Source organism: Actinoplanes sp. NPDC049548 (assembly GCF_040676695.1).
Classification (GTDB): Bacteria; Actinomycetota; Actinomycetes; order Mycobacteriales; family Micromonosporaceae; genus Actinoplanes.
Genome location: NZ_JBFAPM010000015.1, coordinates 125,076 through 142,025, shown reverse-complemented (window position 1 = coordinate 142,025; position 16,950 = coordinate 125,076). Strand labels below are relative to the sequence as shown.

General features: G+C 74.2%; 15 protein-coding genes. 6 read left to right on the top strand and 9 right to left on the bottom strand.

Annotated features, from left to right (window positions below):
* Positions 1–12 precede the first annotated feature (12 nt).
* The 8 genes from AB0J80_RS27045 to AB0J80_RS27010 all read right to left on the bottom strand — a co-directional run bounded on the left by AB0J80_RS27045 (position 13) and on the right by AB0J80_RS27010 (position 10,275).
* Positions 13–1,965 carry a response regulator gene (locus AB0J80_RS27045; RefSeq protein ID WP_364710155.1) on the bottom strand — a complete coding sequence of 651 codons (1,953 nt, stop codon included), beginning with the start codon at positions 1,963–1,965 and terminating at the stop codon, positions 13–15.
* Positions 1,962–3,029 carry a chemotaxis-specific protein-glutamate methyltransferase CheB gene (gene cheB / locus AB0J80_RS27040; protein ID WP_364710154.1) on the bottom strand — a complete coding sequence of 356 codons (1,068 nt, stop codon included), beginning with the start codon at positions 3,027–3,029 and terminating at the stop codon, positions 1,962–1,964. The genes AB0J80_RS27045 and cheB overlap by 4 nt, the downstream gene beginning before the upstream one ends.
* The gene (locus AB0J80_RS27035; protein WP_364710153.1) at positions 3,026–5,098 is read right to left on the bottom strand and encodes a response regulator; all 2,073 of its coding nucleotides are present in this window, start codon (positions 5,096–5,098) and stop codon (positions 3,026–3,028) included. Before AB0J80_RS27035 ends, cheB begins: the two co-directional genes overlap by 4 nt.
* Positions 5,095–6,561, bottom strand: coding sequence for a methyl-accepting chemotaxis protein (locus AB0J80_RS27030; RefSeq protein ID WP_364710151.1), 1,467 nt, complete (start codon positions 6,559–6,561; stop codon positions 5,095–5,097). The genes AB0J80_RS27035 and AB0J80_RS27030 overlap by 4 nt, the downstream gene beginning before the upstream one ends.
* The gene (locus AB0J80_RS27025; protein ID WP_364710148.1) at positions 6,561–7,100 is read right to left on the bottom strand and encodes a chemotaxis protein CheW; all 540 of its coding nucleotides are present in this window, start codon (positions 7,098–7,100) and stop codon (positions 6,561–6,563) included. The genes AB0J80_RS27030 and AB0J80_RS27025 overlap by 1 nt, the downstream gene beginning before the upstream one ends.
* Positions 7,097–8,497, bottom strand: a complete 1,401-nt coding sequence (locus AB0J80_RS27020; protein WP_364710147.1) for a CheR family methyltransferase — start codon at positions 8,495–8,497, stop codon at positions 7,097–7,099. Before AB0J80_RS27020 ends, AB0J80_RS27025 begins: the two co-directional genes overlap by 4 nt.
* Positions 8,494–8,985, bottom strand: a complete 492-nt coding sequence (locus AB0J80_RS27015) for a chemotaxis protein CheW (protein WP_364710146.1) — start codon at positions 8,983–8,985, stop codon at positions 8,494–8,496. Before AB0J80_RS27015 ends, AB0J80_RS27020 begins: the two co-directional genes overlap by 4 nt.
* A gap of 81 nt (positions 8,986–9,066) precedes the next feature.
* A complete protein-coding gene (locus AB0J80_RS27010; RefSeq protein ID WP_364710143.1) occupies positions 9,067–10,275 on the bottom strand; it encodes an acyltransferase family protein in 1,209 nt (402 codons plus the stop codon).
* A 226-nt stretch (positions 10,276–10,501) separates the two neighbouring features.
* On the opposite strand from AB0J80_RS27010, the gene AB0J80_RS27005 reads away from it, so the two are divergent.
* Positions 10,502–11,410: a CAP domain-containing protein gene (locus AB0J80_RS27005; RefSeq protein ID WP_364710140.1), complete on the top strand. Its 909-nt coding sequence runs from the start codon at positions 10,502–10,504 to the stop codon at positions 11,408–11,410.
* 103 nt (positions 11,411–11,513) lie between these two features.
* Positions 11,514–12,272: a L,D-transpeptidase family protein gene (locus tag AB0J80_RS27000; RefSeq protein WP_364710138.1), complete on the top strand. Its 759-nt coding sequence runs from the start codon at positions 11,514–11,516 to the stop codon at positions 12,270–12,272.
* A gap of 59 nt (positions 12,273–12,331) precedes the next feature.
* Here the strand turns inward: AB0J80_RS27000 and AB0J80_RS26995 are convergent, their stop codons facing one another.
* Positions 12,332–12,550 carry a hypothetical protein gene (locus AB0J80_RS26995; RefSeq protein ID WP_364710135.1) on the bottom strand — a complete coding sequence of 73 codons (219 nt, stop codon included), beginning with the start codon at positions 12,548–12,550 and terminating at the stop codon, positions 12,332–12,334.
* 301 nt (positions 12,551–12,851) lie between these two features.
* Between AB0J80_RS26995 and AB0J80_RS26990 the strand changes: the two genes are divergently transcribed.
* Genes AB0J80_RS26990 through AB0J80_RS26975 form a run of 4 tightly spaced genes read left to right on the top strand, consistent with a single transcriptional unit; the run spans position 12,852 to position 16,928 of the window.
* Positions 12,852–14,195 carry an HlyD family efflux transporter periplasmic adaptor subunit gene (locus AB0J80_RS26990; RefSeq protein ID WP_364710132.1) on the top strand — a complete coding sequence of 448 codons (1,344 nt, stop codon included), beginning with the start codon at positions 12,852–12,854 and terminating at the stop codon, positions 14,193–14,195.
* On the top strand, positions 14,192–14,905 hold the full coding sequence (locus AB0J80_RS26985) for an ABC transporter ATP-binding protein (protein ID WP_364710129.1): 714 nt from the start codon (positions 14,192–14,194) through the stop codon (positions 14,903–14,905). Before AB0J80_RS26990 ends, AB0J80_RS26985 begins: the two co-directional genes overlap by 4 nt.
* The gene (locus AB0J80_RS26980; protein ID WP_364710126.1) at positions 14,902–16,086 is read left to right on the top strand and encodes an ABC transporter permease; all 1,185 of its coding nucleotides are present in this window, start codon (positions 14,902–14,904) and stop codon (positions 16,084–16,086) included. Before AB0J80_RS26985 ends, AB0J80_RS26980 begins: the two co-directional genes overlap by 4 nt.
* A complete protein-coding gene (locus AB0J80_RS26975; RefSeq protein WP_364710124.1) occupies positions 16,083–16,928 on the top strand; it encodes an EamA family transporter in 846 nt (281 codons plus the stop codon). The genes AB0J80_RS26980 and AB0J80_RS26975 overlap by 4 nt, the downstream gene beginning before the upstream one ends.
* Positions 16,929–16,950 lie beyond the last annotated feature (22 nt).

Sequence of the window (16,950 nt, the reverse complement as noted above, 5' to 3'; positions counted from 1 at the left end):
GCCGGCCCGCTGTCAGAGGCGGCGGGCCGGCGGCAGGGTGAACCAGAACGTCGCCCCGCGGCCCTCCTCGCCCTCCGCGTGGATCTCGCCGCCGTGCCGCTCCACCGCCCGGTGCACGGTCGTGAGGCCGATGCCGGTGCCGGGGAAGTCGGCGGCGCTGTGCAGCCGGGCGAAGGGCCGGAAGAGCTCGACCGCCTTGCCTTCGGGGAACCCGGCCCCGTTGTCGCGGATGTGGTAGCGCGGGTCCTCGCCCGGTCCGCTCCAGCCGACCTCGATCTTCGGCTTCTCGATCTTGCGGGTGAACTTCGCCGCGTTGTTGATCAGGTTCTCCAGGATCACCCGGACCAGCCCCTCGTCGGCGTCGGCGGTCATCGCCTCGTCCACGACGAACTCGATCTCCCGGTCCGGCTCCCGCGCCTGCACCTCCCGGATCACCTGCCAGGCGGTCTCGGTCAGGTCGAAGCGCTGGCGGCGCAGCTCTCCGCGGCTGGCCCGGGCCAGGATCAGCAGCGACTCGACCAGGTCCGCCATCCGCCCGGCCGCCGCGTGGATGCGCTGCAGCCGGTACCGGGTCTGCTCGCCGATCGGTTCCTCCTCGTCGAGGATCGTCTCGGCGTAGCTGCTGATCACCTGCAGCGGCCCGCGCAGGTCGTGCGATACCGAGCCGCTGAACGCCTCCAGCTCACGGTTGCGCCACTCCAGCTCCTCCACGAGCGCGGCGCGGGTCTCGGCGAGCTGCCGGGCGGCGCGCTCACCGGCCGCGTCGAGCTCCCGGCGCATCAGCTCCTCGCGGATCCGCCGGCTCTCGTCCAGTGACTGCTTGCGGCGGATCTGGGCGCGTACGTGGGCCCGCAGCGTCTGCGCGCCGTCCGCCGAGCGCACGTAGTCGTCGGCGCCGGCGGCCAGGCTCTCCAGCAGGGCGTCGTCCTGGTCCCCGGTGATCACCAGGGGGGTGTCGCGGATCTGCGGCACCTCCTTGATCCGGGCGCAGGTACGCCGCGAGTCGCCGTCCAGGCCGAGCACGATGCAGTCGACCGGCTGCGCGGCGAGCAGGTCGAGCGCCTCGTCGCCATTGGCGGCCGCGACCACGTCGTACCCGTCGGCCCGCAGGGCGTCGCCCCACTCGTCGAGCCGGCGCCGCTCCGCGGTCACGGCGAGCACCTTGCCGGGCCCGTGCAGGCTCCCGATCGCCTCGATGGGCAGCTGCTCGGCGCTGGTCCGCAGCACCGCGGCCAGCTTCGCCAGGACGACGGCCAGGTCCTCCTGCTTGCGGACGAACGCGTCGGCGCCCGCCTCGAGCATCTGCACCTCGGTGGCGTAGTCGTCGGCCGCGGTCATCAGCAGGCAGGGTGTGTCCCGCAGCGCCGGGTCCAGCCGCAGGCGCCGGATCACGGTGGCGCCGTCGATGCCGGGCATGATGCCGTCCACGATGACCGCTTGCGGGCGCCGCTCCGCCGCCGTGCGCAGCCCCTCCTCGCCGGAGGCGGCGGTCAGCACGGCGTACCCCGCGGGCTCCAGCAGGCCGCGGAGCTGCTCTCGGAAGGTCACACTGTCGTCGATGACCAGCACGGTCGTCCGGGAGTCGGTTGCCGAGCCGCCCTCGCCGAGTAGCTGCCGCGTGCGGGCCACCACGTAGCCGGAGTCGTACGGCTTGCCCACGTACTCGTCGGCGCCGGTGCGCAACCCGAGCAGGCGGTCGGCCACCTCCGCCTCGCTGGACAGCAGCACCGTCACGGTGTCCTCGCACCCCGGCAGTGCCCGCAGCTCCCGCAGCAGGTCCACACCGTCGGCGTCGGGCAGCAGCACGTCGAGCACGGCGACGTCGAAGCCGCCGGTGCGGAACGCGGCCCGGGCCTCCTCGCCGGTCGCGCAGAGGATGGTGCTGCAGCCGTCGGCCTCGAAGGCCTCGTGCAGGTCCATCCGTACGGTGAGACTGTCGTCGACGATCAGCACGACCGGGTTCACGGCAGGACCCCCTCACGGGGAGCCAGCTCGGCCAGCCGGGCGGCGATCCGGGCCGGGGGCAGCACGTAGGTCGCCGCGCCCAGCAGGGCGGCCTCGCGCGGCATGCCGTACACCACGCAGCTCGCCTCGTCCTGGGCGAACGTCACCGCGCCACGCGAGCGCATCCGCAGCAGCCCTTCGGCGCCGTCGCGGCCCATGCCCGTCAGCAGGCAGCCGGCGGCCGACGAGCCGTTCTCCGCGGCCACCGACTCGAACAGCACGTCCACCGAGGGCCGGCACGAGTGGCGGGGCGGACCCTGGTTGAGCCGGATCAGACCGTCGGCGACGAGCATGTGGCGGTCCGGCGGGGCCAGCAGCACCCGCCCGGCCGCCCTGCGCAGCGGCATCCCGTCGGTCGCATAGCTCACGTTGCGCCCGGTCTGCCCGGCGAGCCAGTCGGAGAACGCCACCGCGAACGGCTCACTCGCCGCGATGTGCTGCACGCAGAGCACCGGCGTCCGGAAGCCGGCCGGCAGCGCGCGCAGCAGTTGGGTGAGCGCGCCCGGTCCGCCCGTCGACGCGCCGACCGCCACCACGCCCAGCGCCGACCCGGCGGGTGCCGCCGGCACCGGCGCGGGCGGCGTCGCCTCGGCCCGGCTGCGTCCGTTCAGCCGCGCACGCGGGTGCGTGATCACCCGGATCCGCGACACCATGCGGACCGCCGAGCACAGCCGCCGCTCCCACCCGGCGTCCGAGTCGTCGCCGCGCGGCTTCTCCAGCACGTCGACGGCACCCGCCGCCAGGGCGTTGTAGGTGCTGAACAGCTCCTGCCGGTCCGCCGAGGAGACGACGAGTATCGGGGTCGGGAACTCCGCCATGATGTGCTCGGTGGCGGCGAGGCCGCTCATCGTGGGCAGCATCATGTCCATCGTCACCACGTCCGGCCGCAGCCGCCCGACCAGCTCCACCGCCTGCCCGCCGTCGATCGCCTCGCCCACGACCTGCAGCTCCGGATCCGCGGCGAGCGACTCGCGCAGGTGGTGCCGCATGGTCGCCGAGTCCTCGACGACGAGCACCCGGATCATGACGCCACCAGCCGGCGGATGTGGGCGAGCAGCTCCTCCTGGTTGAACTCGCCCTTGACCACGTACGCGCTCGCGCCGGCCGCGGCACCCCTGGCCCGGTCCTCGGCGCTGGCCCGGGAGCTGACCAGGATCGCGGGCACGGCGGCGAGCTCGGGATCGGCGCGCGTCTCGGTGACGAAGGTGAAGCCGTCGATGCCGGGCATGTCGATGTCGGTCAGGTACAGCCCGTAGCGCCGGGAGCGCGCCTTCTCCAGGCCCTCCTCGCCCGAGGCCGCCAGGTCCACCTCGAAGCCGGCCGACTCGAGGATGCTGCGTTCCAGCATCCGGGTGGTCAGCGAGTCGTCGATCACCAGGATCGGCAGCCGCTCGGCGGGTTGCGGCGGTGTCGTTCCGCCGGCTGCGGTCCGGGACGTCTCGGCGATCAGGCCGTGCGCGTCGAGGACCAGGCGGGGGTTGCCGTCGAGGTCCATGGCGACGCCGCCGATCACCGGGGCCGCCGGTGCCAGCTCCGGCAGCGGGCGGACGACCAGTGTGGACGTTCCGGCCAGCCGGTCGACGCCCACGGCCACCGACCGGTCGTCCGCGGTGACGAGCACCGCGACGCCCGGGCCGCCGCCGTCGGGCACGGTGGTGCCGGCGTACAGCGCGCGGGCCAGGGGCAGGAACGGCACCGCCTCGCCGTCGTGCGCCAGCTTGCCGGTCAGGGTCGCGGCCGTCGCCTGCTCGGGCACCAACCGTACGCAGGTACGCACGCAGTCGAGCGGCACGGTCGCGACGGTCCCGGCCGCCTCGACGACGAGCCCGTGCAGCGACAGCAGGGCCAGCGGAAGCACCAGCTCGATCGTCGTGCCCTGCCCGGCGGTGGTCCGGACGCTGACGTCCCCGCCGAGCTGGTCGGCGACGTCGCGGGCCACGTCGAGGCCGATGCCACGCCCGGCCACCTCGGTGACCGTGGGGGAGGTGCTGATCCCGCCGCGCAGCACAAGGTCGAGCAACGCCTGCTCACCGGGTTCCGGGCCGCCGGGCGTGAGCAGCCCGCGCGCCTGCGCGGTACGCCGCAGCGCCGCCATGTCGAAGCCGCGGCCGTCGTCCGTACAGAGGAATGCCGCGTAGCGACCGCGGCGCTCGACCGCGACGACCACCGTGCCCTCCGCGGGCTTGCCGGCCGCGGCGCGCTGCTCCGGTGGCTCGATGCCGTGCACGACCGCGTTCCGGACGATGTGCAGCAACGCGCCGCTGGCCAGCGCGAGCACCTGCGGGTCCATCCGCAGGTCGCCGCCGCGGCCCTCGAAGCGCACCCGCCGGTCCTGCGCGTCGGCGGCATCGCGGACCGCACGGTGCAGCGCGGTGAAGATGCTCGACGCGGCGACCAGCCGCAGCCGCTCGGCCCGGCCGCGGACCTCGTCGAGCTCGCGTTCGACCTGCTCGACCGTCGTGGTGAGCCGGCGCCCGAAAGTGCTCAGGTCCGCGGCGAGCCGCAGCGCCGTGGCCCGGGCCGCCTGAGCCTGGGCCGGGCCGCGGCCGGCGCGCAGCTGCTCGGCCAGCGCCTCGGCCGCCCGGTACAGCTGGTCCAGCGAGGCGCCGCCGCTGCGCAGCGGCCCGAACCGGGCGTGCGCCTCGCCGACGGCGTCGAGCAGGTCGTCGACGTCGGCCGTGGCCGCGCGGGCCCCCGGTGCCGGCTCGCTGACGGGCGCCGGTGCGGGGGCCGGTGGGCGGGGTTGCGCCTCCGGGGCCGTCGCCTCCTGGGCAGGCTGGTCGGCGGGTTCGAGGGCGGCCACGTACCCTTCGATCTCGTCGTTGAGGCGCAGCAGCTCGCGCATCTGCTCGGCCGGCAGCGGCCCGTCCCCGCCGCGATGCGGGACCAGCACCTCCTCGAAGGCGTGCGCCCGGTCGGCGATCTCCTGCTGGCGCACCACCCGGGCGGCGCCCTTGAGCGTGTGCGCGAAGCGCAGCAGCCGCGCCACCAGCTCGGTGCCGGGGTGCTGGTCGAGGTCGAGCACGCCCGCGCTGATCTGGTCCACGAGCTCGCGCGCCTCCACCCGGAAGTAGCGCAGCGGGTCGGCGCTCATCGGCGGCCGGTGCCGACCAGCTGGAGCAGGTCGCTGGAGAGGGTGGACAGGTGCGCGGCGGTCTGCCGGGTCTGGACCGCGCTCGCCTCGGTCTCGCGGGTGACCCGGGCGGTGTCGTTGGCGGCGACGTTCACCTGCTCGACCGCCGTGGTCTGCTGCTTGGTGGACAGCTCGATCTCGCGGGTGGCGTCGTTGGTGGTGGCGACGAGCTGGGCGATGCGCCGGAAGGAGTCGGTGGCGTCGTCGAACTGCCGGGCGCCCGCGTCGACCGACTTTGCCCCGATCTCGGTGGCCATGACGGTGGTGTTGACGGCGCCGCGGACGTCCTCGATGAGGGCGCGGATCTCCTTGGCCGACCCCGCGGTCCGGTCGGCGAGCTTGCGGATCTCCTCGGCCACCACCGCGAACCGGCGCCCCCACTCACCCGCGCCGCTGGCCTCGATGGTCGCGTTGATCGCCAGGATGTTGGTCTGCTCGGCCAGCTCGGACACCAGGTCCACGACGCCGCCGATCTGCTGCGACTTCTCGCCGAGCGACAGCATGTGCTGCACGATCTGGTCCACCTGGGCGCGGATCGCCGAGATCGAGGCGCGGGTCTGGTCGATGGTCGCGTCACCGTTGCGCGCCGCCTCCGAGGTCTCCTCGGCGATCTTCGACACCCGCTGCGCGCTCTCGGCGATCTGCCGCGAGGTGATGAGCAGCTCGCTGATCGTCGTGGTGATCTCGCTCATCGCGCTGGCCTGGTCCCGGCCGCCGCCGGCCTGCTGGGTGGCGGCCGCCTCCAGCTGTGCCGACGAGCTCTGGATGTGCCCGACCGCCGTGCCGACCTCGCGCCGCAGGTCGCGGCTGAGCTTCCAGGCGATCGAGGCGCCGAGGAGCACGCCCAGCACGCTCAGCGCGATGATGACGATGATGGAGCGCGTGGCCTTGCCCGACGACGCGCGCCGGGCGCTTTCCACGTCGGCGCGGAGCCGGGCGATCAGGGCGGTGATGGCCTCCCTCAGCGCCTTGCGGGCCGGCCCGACGTTGGTCTCGTTAAGCCGGCCGATGTCGGACAGATCGGTCATCGTCCTCCGGCGCTCGATGACCGTGTCGATGGCCGCGGTGTACCGGGCCTCCGCCGTCGACACCGAATCCAGGAGGGTCCGCGCGGCCGGATCGGACAGTCCGCCGCGCAGTTGCGTGACCAGGCCGAGGAACTGTTGCCGGTCGGCGATCGTCGCATCCAGCCAGTCCTGGGTGCCGTTCACGAGGTAGCCCCGGTAGTCGGAGATCCGGTCCCCGGCCGTGGTTGCCAGCTGTTGGGCCATGCCCAGGTCGTCGGCCGCCAGCTTGATCGCGCCGTCCTTGGCGTCCACGACGACCGAGAGTGCGGCGACCGACGCGACGCAGGTGAGCGCCGTCAGTGCCATCTTGATACCGAGGCCGGTCGCCAGTTTGGTGCCGAAGGTGCGTCTGGCCATCATTGCTCCTCGTGGACGTCCGGTTTGTGGCCGGTGAGCTGGTGCACCGCCGCGCGGGCGGCGGGCAGGTCGACGATCGGGCGGCTCCCCCCGGCGATGGGCGCCATGCCGCGCAGGATGTCCGAGCCGTCCCGCCCGGCGGTCTCCTCGACGATGTCCGTCGCCGGCACCCGGACGTGGCCGTCCAGCTCGTGGAAGGCGAGCGCCAGCGGGGGAGCGCCGGAGGCGAGTACGAGCCACCGTGGTCGCTCCGGAACGGCGTGCCCGAGCAGGGCGGCGAGGTCGTAGACGGGCACGATCGCGCCGCCGAAGCCGGCCACGCCGAGCAGCGCGGCCTGCGGGCCGGGCAGGGGCGTCACCGGCCGGTCCGGGTGCAGTCCGGAGGCCTGGGAGAGGCGCAGGGCGTACGGGCGCCCACCCGCGCGCACGGCGAGCAGCTCCGCGTACTCGACGTCGTGACGGCGGGCGGGCTCGGCGAAGGAGCGGTCGAACTCCTCGCGCAGCCCGGCCAGCCGCTCGGCCACCTCGTTCGGGCTCATCGGCGCACTCCCGCGTCGAGCTCGGCGCGGCACAGGGCGGTCAGCGCGATCCGCCCGAAGCCGCCGCCGAACAGGGTCAGGCGGTCCTCGGCCTCCTGCTTGAGCAGGGTCAGCGCCCGTTCCAGCTCGGCGCCGGCCGCCTCGTGCTCGCCCCGGCGCCGGGCCAGCGAACCGAGCCGCAGCCGGGGCATCGCGAACGCGGGATCGAGGTACGCCGCCAGCCGGTAATGGCCGACCGCCACCTCGACGGCCGCGCCGCCCTCGAGGCAGACGCCGAGCTGGTGGTGGGCGTCGGCGTACAGCCCGTCGGTGTCGAGCAGCCGGCGGCAGACGATCTCGGCGTCCTCGAGCCGCCCGGCCTGGGCCAGCAGGACGCTGCGCAGCAGCAGGTCACGGGGCGCCGGGCGGCTCCCGAGCCCCGCCTCGACACAGCTCAGCGCCTCGGCGAAGCGCTCCTCCCGCAGCAGTCCCAGCGCCTTGTCGTACGGGCTGCGCGTCCCGGTCTGCGCGGCGGCCGGCGGGGGCAGCGTCCGCGGCGGCGCCGGACCCGGGCGGGGCGAGGGGGCGGGCTGAGCGGTGGCCACGGTCCGGCGGTAGTAGAACGTCCGGTGCGTGTGCTGGGGCTCCAGCCCGTCCGGCCGCGTGCCGAGGGAGTCGGTGTGCCCGAGGAACAGGTAGCCGCCCGGGGCCAGCGCGCCGGTCATCCGCCGCACCAGCGTCTCCCGCAGCTCCGGCGTCAGGTACATCAGCAGGTTCCGGCAGAAGATCACGTCGTACTGGCCGGCGCGCCACAGCAGCTCGTCGTCGGTGGCGACGTTGTAACGGCGGAAGCGCACGGCGGCGCGGATGCGGGGGTCGAGCACGTACTCGCCGTCCTGCGGACGGAACCAGCGCTCCCGGATGGCGTCCGGTGTCTCCCGCAGCGACCAGGCCGAGTAGACGGCGCGTTCGGCGCGGCGCAGGACGGTGGCGCTGGCGTCCAGCCCGAGCACCGCGACGATCCAGTCCGGGTCCGGCTGGGCCTCCCGGGCGAGGATGCCCATCGTGTACGCCTCCTCGCCGGACGAGCAGCCCACGGAGAGCATCCGGAGCACCCGCTGGGCGTACCGGTCGCGGAGCCGCTCGGGGAGCACCACCTCGGCCAGCGCGCGGAACTGTTCCCCGTGCCGGAAGAAGTAGGTCTCGTTGATGGTCAGGTCCTCGGCCAGCGCGGTGAGCTCCGCCTCCCAGTCGCCGGCGGCGAGGCGTCGCAGGTAGGCGGCGGGCTGCAGGCGGGTGGCGTCCACGCGCTGCCGCAGCACCTGGGCGAGCTGGGACACGTCGTTGTCATCGAAGACCCAGCCCAGCTGGACGGCGAGCACGGACCGGAACCGGATGACGTCGGGGCCCGCCCTCACGACGGCACCCCCAGGTCGGCTGCGGCCGCCCAGACCTCGTCCGGGACAAGCCGCAGGCTCTGCAGGACCAGGACGGGTTCGGCGTCGAGGGTGCCGACGGCGGCCACCAGCCGGGCGGGTGCGTCCCCGAGCAGCGCCTCGTGCCGGGCGTCCGGGTCCGCGCCGACCGGCCGTACTCCCTGGATCTCGCCGATGGCGAAGGCCACCGTCCCGCGGCCGGTCCGCACCGCGACGAACCGGTGCACCGGTGCGGTGACCCCGCCGAGCAGCCGGGCGACGTCGACGACCAGGGTCGGCGCGCCCCGCATGATGCAGATGCCGCTGACGAACGGCGGGGTGCCGGCGAGCGGGTGTACGGCCAGGGGACGCATCGTCTCGACGACGTCCTGGATGCGCAGGGCGCAGAGCAGCGGGCCGGCCCGGAAGACGAGTGACGCCGCTCCGGCGGTCGTCTCCGCCGGTGGCGCAATTTGTCCCGGCTGCCCCATTCGCTCAGGCTAGCGGGCATTTCTGCCGGATCAGCGAGAATGTTTCAGTTCAGCCGGGTGTCCGGCTGCCCGGCCGGAGTGTCACTCCCGGTCCGGGCCACTGCCGAACCACGAGACCGCCGGCTCCTCGGCGGGAGCCTCCCGGCGAGCCTGAACGGGCGGCTGAACCGGCGCCGGCCGGTGCGCGGGCGGACGGTCGTCCGGGGCCGCATGCGCACCCGCCGGCGCGGAGGAATGATCCGCCGGCACCGGAGAGGCGGACGCCGGCCACAGCCGGGGGCGGCGGCGGGCGGCCAGATCCTCCACCCAGCCGAACGCCAGGACCGCCACCGCCGTCAGCGCCACCGTGGCGCCCAGCGAGACCGGGCCCTCGAGCGACCCGAGGTCGTCCATCGCGACCAGGGTCAGCACCGGCCAGATCGCCGCGATCGCGATGTTGTGCCAGAGGTAGATCGTGACGGCTCGCGCGTTCAGCAGGTTGACCGTCCGGTCCAGCGGCCCGGCGTAGGACAGCCAGGTCATGTCGGGGCGCCAGCGCAGCGCCACGAGAACGAAGGCCAGCGACCACAGCGCCTGGGCCTCCGGTACGTCGTTGAGGTCGTACCCGTCCTCGCCGGCGTGCCCGTGCAGCCAGTACAGCGCGGCGACGCCGAGCACCGCCGCGGCCGCCGCCACCAGGCCCGGCCGGATCCGGTGCAGGCGGCCGTCGTGGTGGGCGAACCCTGCGATCCAGCAGGCCCCGTAGGTGGCGAAGTCCCACATGGCGGCGTCCGCGCGACCGAACGGCAGGGAGAAACCCGTCTTGTCCAGCACTGCGATCAGCACGATCGGCGCGGCCACGGCGGCCCAGGAGACCTTCTTGTACGCGAGATACAGCAGCGGGGACAGCAGCACGAACCACAGGTACGCCCGGATGTACCAGAGCGGCTCCCAGGCGTCGATGCCCTCCGAGCTGCCCGGCGGGTCGCCCAGCGGCAGGACCCAGAGCGCCAGCTTCCAGCTCCACGGCCGGTCGCCGCCCTCCTGCCCGGCCCAGCCCGCGTAGATCATCGCCGGCACCACGATGAGCCCGAGCAGCCACAGCGGCGGCAGCAGGCGGCGCAGCCGGGAGCCGACGACCCGCGCGGCCGACCGCCGGTCCAGCGACGCGGCGGTCAGCGACCCGGCGAGGGCGAACATGATGCCCATCGCGGGCAGCAGGAGGGCCAGCCACGGCCAGCCGAAGAGGTGGTAGACGACGACGCGAGCGATCGCGGCGGCCCGGAGAAGGTCCAGGTAGCGGTTGCGCACCGCGAAACGGTAGCCACGGCCGGGGACACGGGGGACCGGTCGCCCGGTCGGCAACTACGCCCGGCCGGGTTACCCCGAAGGAATGAAGTGTGGCGTTCCCCGGTGCGACTGTGCGACGTGGATGGTCCATGTCGAACGCCGAAAGTGCAGCTCAGGCGCCATTTCGTGAGTTCGGGCCGATCGTGGGACGCGACGGCCGCGAGTCACCAGGTCGATCATCGCCGCGTTGGACCCCCTCGAGGGCGGCGTGCACGGGGCGCGGTGCCACGAGCACGAGAAGAGGGCCAGGGTGCGCAAGCCTGCTGTCGTGGTGACCGTCGCGGTGTCGGCGGTCCTGGTGGGCGGGGTCATGGTCGCGACCACCGCGGGCGCGGAGACGACGTCCGAAGCGCCGCCGGTGCCGTCGATGGTGATCTCGGACGTGCCCATGGTGCCCCAGCTGCCCCCGGACGCCGGCGTACCGGCCGCCGCCGGGTCGGACGCGTCCGGCCTCCCCGGCACCGATGCGCCCGGCGTCACCGGCGTACCGGATCTCCCCGGGACCGACGACCCGGCCGTGCCCACCCGGGAACCCGCGGCCCGGCCCGGAGGGTCGCCGGCCGCGAAGCCGGACCGGCCCCAGGACGAGCCGGACCTTGCGCCGAGCACCCGGCCCGCCCCCGCGCCGGACGCCGACAAGCCGCAGAAGAACACCGCCAGCGCGCAGCGCGACGTCACCGCCGCCCAGGCGCTCTCCGCCGACCCGCGCGGCGACGTCCAGCAGCAGGCTCTGCGCCTGGTCAACGAGCATCGCCGGCGCGGCGGCTGCGACGACCTCACGGCCGACCGGCGGCTCATCGCCGCCGCCAACCGGCACGCCGCCGACATGGCCCGGCGGGGCTACTTCGCTCACGAGGACGGCAACGGCGACCGGGCCGGGGAGCGAGTCCGCGCCGCCGGCTACGAGTGGTCGCGCTACGGCGAGAACATCGCCCGCGGCCAGGACAGCGTCTACGAGGTCGTGGACGGCTGGATGCACAGCCCCGAGCACCGCGAGAACATCATGGACTGCCGCCTGCACCAGGTCGGGCTGGGACTGGCGTTCTCCCCGGACCGGACGCCGTACTGGGTGCAGGACTTCGCCACGCCCCTGTGACGGGCCTGACCTACCGGATCCGTGCCACGGTCGCCCGGCGGACCCTGCGCGCGTTGCCGATGTGCTTCCATGTGCCTCTCACGTTTTCCTGGGGAGGAACATTTTGGGAGCACAGCGGGTTTCCGCGCGCTTCGCCGCCGCCGTCGTGGCGACGGCGGTCGGCGGGGGACTCGGCGCTGTCGCGCTGACCCCGGGCGCGGCCACGGCCGCCCCGCGGGTCGCCGCCGCGGCACCGGTCACCGCCGTCGTCACGAAGGCCGCCGCGGCTTCGTGCTCGACGGGCAGATATCAGAAGCAGGTCGAGGGCTACCTCAAGAAGCTCGGCGGCTTCGGCGCCGTCACGGTCGACGGCCGGCAGTCCGCCGCCGACTGCAAGGCGATCAAGAAGTTCCAGAGCCGGTACGGCATCCAGCCGGCCGCCGGCCTCGCGGGCCCGACGACGTACGGGGTGGCCAAGCGCCTCGCCGAGACCAAGACGTCGGCGTGCCACGCGAGCCGGACGAAGACCACGTTCTGCGTGGACCTGACGCACCAGACGACCTGGGTGATGAAGAACGGCAAGGTCTACCGCAAGCCGACCGTCACCCGGACCGGCATGGCGGGCTACCGGACGCCGGCCGGCACCTTCAAGATCAACAAGCGTACCAAGAAGGAATGGTCGGACCCGTACGACGTGTGGCTGCCGTACTGGCAGCGCTTCATCGGCGGCCGGGGCTTCCACCAGACGACCACGTACATCCACGACGCGTGGCGCGGCTCGCACGGCTGCGTCAACCTGCTGCCGTCGGACGCCAAGGCGTACTACGGCATCGGCAAGATCGGCCGCACGGTCAAGGTCTTCGGGCGCCGTCCCGGCACCTGATCACCGCCCGTACGACAACGGCCCGCCGGAGACCGGCGGGCCGTTGTTCGTCGTCGGGCTCAGGCCGCCAGGGGCGGGTGGGCGTACGTCGCCTGGGTGGTCAGGATGTCGTGGCCAGGGAACGCCTTCTCGTCGCCCGTCGCGGTCAGCACGCGCAGGCCCTCGCGGCTCAGCGAATAGCTCACGTCGGTGAACCGGCTCACCGTGTCGTCGTGGTGCACGACGGTCAGCTCGTCGGCGCGCAGCATCCCCGCGGCGGGTAATCCATGGAGCGACATGTCTCACTTCCTTCGCTGGAGGATTACGGGCGCCAAAGGCGCGCGGTTCACGACGGCCGATTGTCATCGGATGCGGCCCACCGGCTGCCGGCCGCATCACAGGCTCGCACGCCATGGTGAGATGCGCCGTCGGCCTTCCGCCACCCGCCGAGCGGATACCTGACACGACCGTGTGACCGTTCGGCCGGTCCGAAAACGTTCATCTCGGCCGTTCGGCCGGCGGGTGCTGGGCCACCCGGCTCGCCGGGGCCCCGCCGTTCGGACCGGCCGCCGCGCCGGGCGGCGACATAGAGTGGCGTCCGTGTCCCGATCCCCCCGTCGCGCCACCGCGCTGCTGCTCGCCTGCGTCCTGCTGCCCCCGCTGACGGCGGCGTCCTGCGGTCACGAGCCGTCCGGGGTCACCGTCGGGACCGCCGGCCGCGGCACCGTCGACGAGATCGTGGAGGCGTCCGGGGCGGTGACCGCCCGGGCCGCCGGGACCGTCACCTCACCCGCCGAGGGCACCCTCGCGGAGCTGCGCGTGGAAGCCGGCGACCGGGTCCGCAAGGGTCAGGTCGTCGCCGTCGTCGACTCCCCGGCCGCCCAGAAGCGCCTCGACTCCGCCGCCGAGGCGCTCGACGCGGCGAGCGGGGGCGGCGTACCGGCCGGCGGTGGCACGGCCGGGTTCGTGGCGGCGCGGCAGCGTACCGACGCGAACGCGGACAAGGCCTTCGCCGAGGCGCGGGAGGCGGCCGCCGCGATCACCGACGAAGCATTGCGCAAGGTCCTGCTGGCCCAGCTCGCCGCGGCCCGGGAACAGTATGCGGCGGTCTCCGAGGCGGCCGCGGCCGCGGTACGGTCGCTCGATCGCGGGGTGGCGAGCGTGAGCCAGGCCGTCAGCGCGCTCTCCGCCGCGCAGCGGGTCCAGGCCCGGCAGGCGTACGAGCTGGCCGAAGCGGCCGTCGACGCCCTGACCCTGCGCGCGCCGGTCTCGGGCGTGGTGCAGCTGGGCGGCACCGGCGCCACGGGCAGCCCCTCACTGACGGACCTCATCGCGAACGCCGACCCGGCCGCCGCCACCACCGGCACCGCCCAGGCCCCGCTGCCCGGCGTCGACGTCGCCGTCCCCGAGGGCGCCACGGTCGGCACCGGCACCGCGATCCTCACCGTCGTCGACACCGCCGCGCTCGGCGTCGCGGCCGAGGTGGACGAGACGGACGTGCTGCTGGTCAAGCCCGGCGGCACGGGCACGGTGGAGCTCGACGCGGCCGCCGGCGCCACGTACGAGGCGAAGGTCCGCGCGGTCGACCTGCTCCCCACCACGTCGGCCCGCGGCGGCGTCTCGTACCGGGTCCGGCTGTCGCTGGGCAAGGGAAAGTACGCCGACGGCACGGCCGCTCCCGACCCGCGGCCCGGCATGAGCGCCATCGTCCGGTTGCGGGTGCGACAGGCCACCGACGCGGTCACCGTGCCCGCGGGCGCCGTGCAGTCCAGCGACGGGCGCGACGTCGTCTGGGCCGACCGCGGCGGCAAGGCCGAGCGGGTCCCGGTCACCCTCGGCGTCCAGGGCGAGGACGTGGTGCAGGTCGTCACCGGCCTCGACGCCGGCCAGCGGATCGTGGTGGCGGGCGCCGACCAGGTCAGCGCCGGGCAAGACCTGCCGTGAGCGGTCCGGCCATCGTCGCCACCGGCGTCACCCGCACGTACGAGCTGGACGGCGTCTCCGTGCCCGCCCTGCGCGGCGTCTCGCTGACCGTGGCCGACGGCGACTACCTCGCCATCGTCGGCACCTCCGGCTCCGGCAAGTCGACGCTGATGCACCTGCTCGGCGGCCTCGACCGGCCCACCGGCGGCACGCTGGTCATCGGCGGCCGTGACGTCACCTCGCTCTCCCCGCCCGAGCTGGCCCGGCTGCGCAACGAGGTCATCGGCTTCGTGTTCCAGTCCTTCCACCTGCTCCCGCGCACCACCGCCCGGGACAACGTCGCGCTGCCGCTGGTCTACCGCGGCGTCGGCCGCCGGGAACGCCGCGCCCGCGCCGCGGAGCTGCTGGACCGGGTCGGCCTGGCCCACCGCGTCGACCACCGCCCCAACCAGATGTCCGGCGGCGAGCAGCAGCGGGTGGCGATCGCGCGGGCGCTGGTGACCGGACCCTCCGTGCTGCTGGCCGACGAGCCCACCGGCAACCTCGACTCCGCGACCGGCGAGTCGGTCCTCACGCTGCTGGAGTCGCTCAACGCCGACGGCGTCGCGGTGGTGCTGGTCACCCACGACCGGGAGGTCGCCGCCCGGGCCCACCGGCAGATCGTCATGCGCGACGGCCGTATCGTCGGCGAGTCGCTCGCCGCCCCCGACCCCGACGGCGGGCAGTCGTGAGGCTCGCCGAGGCGTGGCGGGTCGCCCTCGACGCGCTGCGCGCCAACCGGCTGCGCAGCGTGCTCACCATGCTGGGCGTGGTCATCGGCGTCGCCGCGGTGGTCGCGCTCGTCGCCATCGGCACCGGCACCAAACAGCAGATCGAGCAGCAGGTCGAGGGGCTCGGCTCCAACCTGCTCATCGTCGTACCCGGGCGGCTCGAAGCCGGCGCCGCCCCCTCGGTCTCGACCATGTCGCTCGACGACCTCGACCCGGTGAGCCGGGTGGTCGGCGACCGGTCGCGGGTCGCGGTCACCATCGCCTCCGGGGAGAACGTCCGCGCGGGCAGCCGCTCCACGTTCGCCAGCATGCAGGGCGTCCTCGAGACCACGCCCACCGTGTTCGTCCGCAACCTCGATCGCGGCGCCTACCTCACCCGCGCGGACGTCAACACCGCCCGCCGCGTGGCCGTCCTCGGCGCCGGCGTCGCCACCCAGCTGTTCGGCGACCGCGACCCGATCGGACGGCAGATCACCATCGGAGGCGTCCGGTTCCGGGTCATCGGCACCTTCGAACGCCTCGGGCAGAGCCTCGGCGTCGACCGCGACAACGAGGTGCACGTACCCGTCACCGCCGCCCAGCGGCTGCTCGGCACCGACCGCATCGACGGTCTCGCCATCCGCGCCCCCGACCGCGAACGCATCGACGCCCTCGGTGCGGACATCGTCGCGACCCTGAGCGAGCGGCATCCGGACACCGACTTCAGCGCGGTCACCCAGGAACAGATCCTGGGCGTGCTCGGCGACATCCTCGGCGTGCTCACCGGCGTCCTGGCCGCGATCGCCGGGATCAGCCTGCTCGTCGGCGGCGTCGGCGTCTCCAACATCATGCTGGTCTCGGTCCGCGAACGCACCCGCGAGATCGGCCTGCGCAAGGCGGTCGGCGCCCGCCCCCGCGACATCGGCCTGCAGTTCCTGCTCGAGGCCGTCCTGCTCACCACGATTGGAGGCGTCCTCGGCATGGCGCTCGGCATCGGCGCGGCCCTGCTCGTCGACCGGCTGTCCCCGGTCCCCGCGGCGGTCACCTGGTGGTCGCTCACGCTGGCGTTCGGGGTGTCGGCGGCCGTCGGGATCATCTTCGGCGTCGTGCCCGCGCAGCGCGCCGGGCGGCTCGACCCCGTCGTCGCGCTGCGCACCGAATGACCGCCGTCGACCAGCGGCGCCGGGCCGTGCCGGCACCCCTGCTCGTCCTGACCGCCATCGCGTCGGTGCAGGTGGGCAGCGCGGTCGCCCGTACCCTCTTCGACGATCTCGGCGCAGCGGGCGTGACCCTCCTGCGGCTGGCCGTCGCCGCGCTCGTCCTCGGGATCGCCTTCCGGCCGAAGGTCCGGATCTGGACCGCCGGCGCGTGGCGGGCCGCGGCCCTGCTCGGCCTCGCGATGGCCGGCATGAACCTGCTCTTCTACCTGGCCCTGCGCACGGTGCCGCTCGGTGTCGGCGTCACGGTCGAGTTCCTCGGCCCGCTCCTGCTCACGCTCGCCCAGACCCGGCGCCTGGCCGACCTGCTGTGGGCGCTGCTCGCCGGCGGCGGCGTCGCCCTGCTCGGGCTCGGCTCCGGCCTCGCCGCGCCGCTCGGCGGCCTGCTCCTGGCCTTCGCCGCCGGGCTCTGCTGGGCGGGTTACATCCTGGCCAGTGCGCATCTGGGCTCCCTGGTTCCGGGTACGGGCGGACTGGCCGTCGCGCTCGCCGTGGCGGCGGTGATCGTCCTGCCGTTCGGCGCGCCGGGCGCCACCGAGGTCGTCCACCAGCCGCACCTGCTGATCGGCGCCGTCACCGTCGCCCTGCTCTCCTCGGTCCTCTCGTACGGGTTGGAGATCAACGCGCTGCGCCGCATGTCGACCCGCGTCTTCGGCATCCTGATGAGCCTCGAACCGGCGGCCGCGGCGATCGCCGGCCTGGTCGTGCTGCACCAGCGGCTCGGCCTCCGCGAGATCGCGGCCCTGGTCCTGGTCAGCGTGGCCAGCCTCGGCGCCACCCTGGGTTGATTGCTCAAGTAGCCGGTGGGGC

What these genes read in the sequence shown, in the direction of transcription:
- AB0J80_RS27035 (WP_364710153.1), bottom strand. Translation starts at nt 5,098, where the DNA reads ATGAGCGCCGACCCGCTGCGCTACTTCCGGGTGGAGGCGCGCGAGCTC.
- AB0J80_RS27030 (WP_364710151.1), bottom strand. Translation starts at nt 6,561, where the DNA reads ATGGCCAGACGCACCTTCGGCACCAAACTGGCGACCGGCCTCGGTATC.
- AB0J80_RS27025 (WP_364710148.1), bottom strand. Translation starts at nt 7,100, where the DNA reads ATGAGCCCGAACGAGGTGGCCGAGCGGCTGGCCGGGCTGCGCGAGGAG.
- AB0J80_RS26995 (WP_364710135.1), bottom strand. Translation starts at nt 12,550, where the DNA reads ATGTCGCTCCATGGATTACCCGCCGCGGGGATGCTGCGCGCCGACGAG.
- AB0J80_RS26975 (WP_364710124.1), top strand. Translation starts at nt 16,083, where the DNA reads ATGACCGCCGTCGACCAGCGGCGCCGGGCCGTGCCGGCACCCCTGCTC.
- cheB (WP_364710154.1), bottom strand. Translation starts at nt 3,029, where the DNA reads ATGATCCGGGTGCTCGTCGTCGAGGACTCGGCGACCATGCGGCACCAC.
- AB0J80_RS27015 (WP_364710146.1), bottom strand. Translation starts at nt 8,985, where the DNA reads ATGGGGCAGCCGGGACAAATTGCGCCACCGGCGGAGACGACCGCCGGA.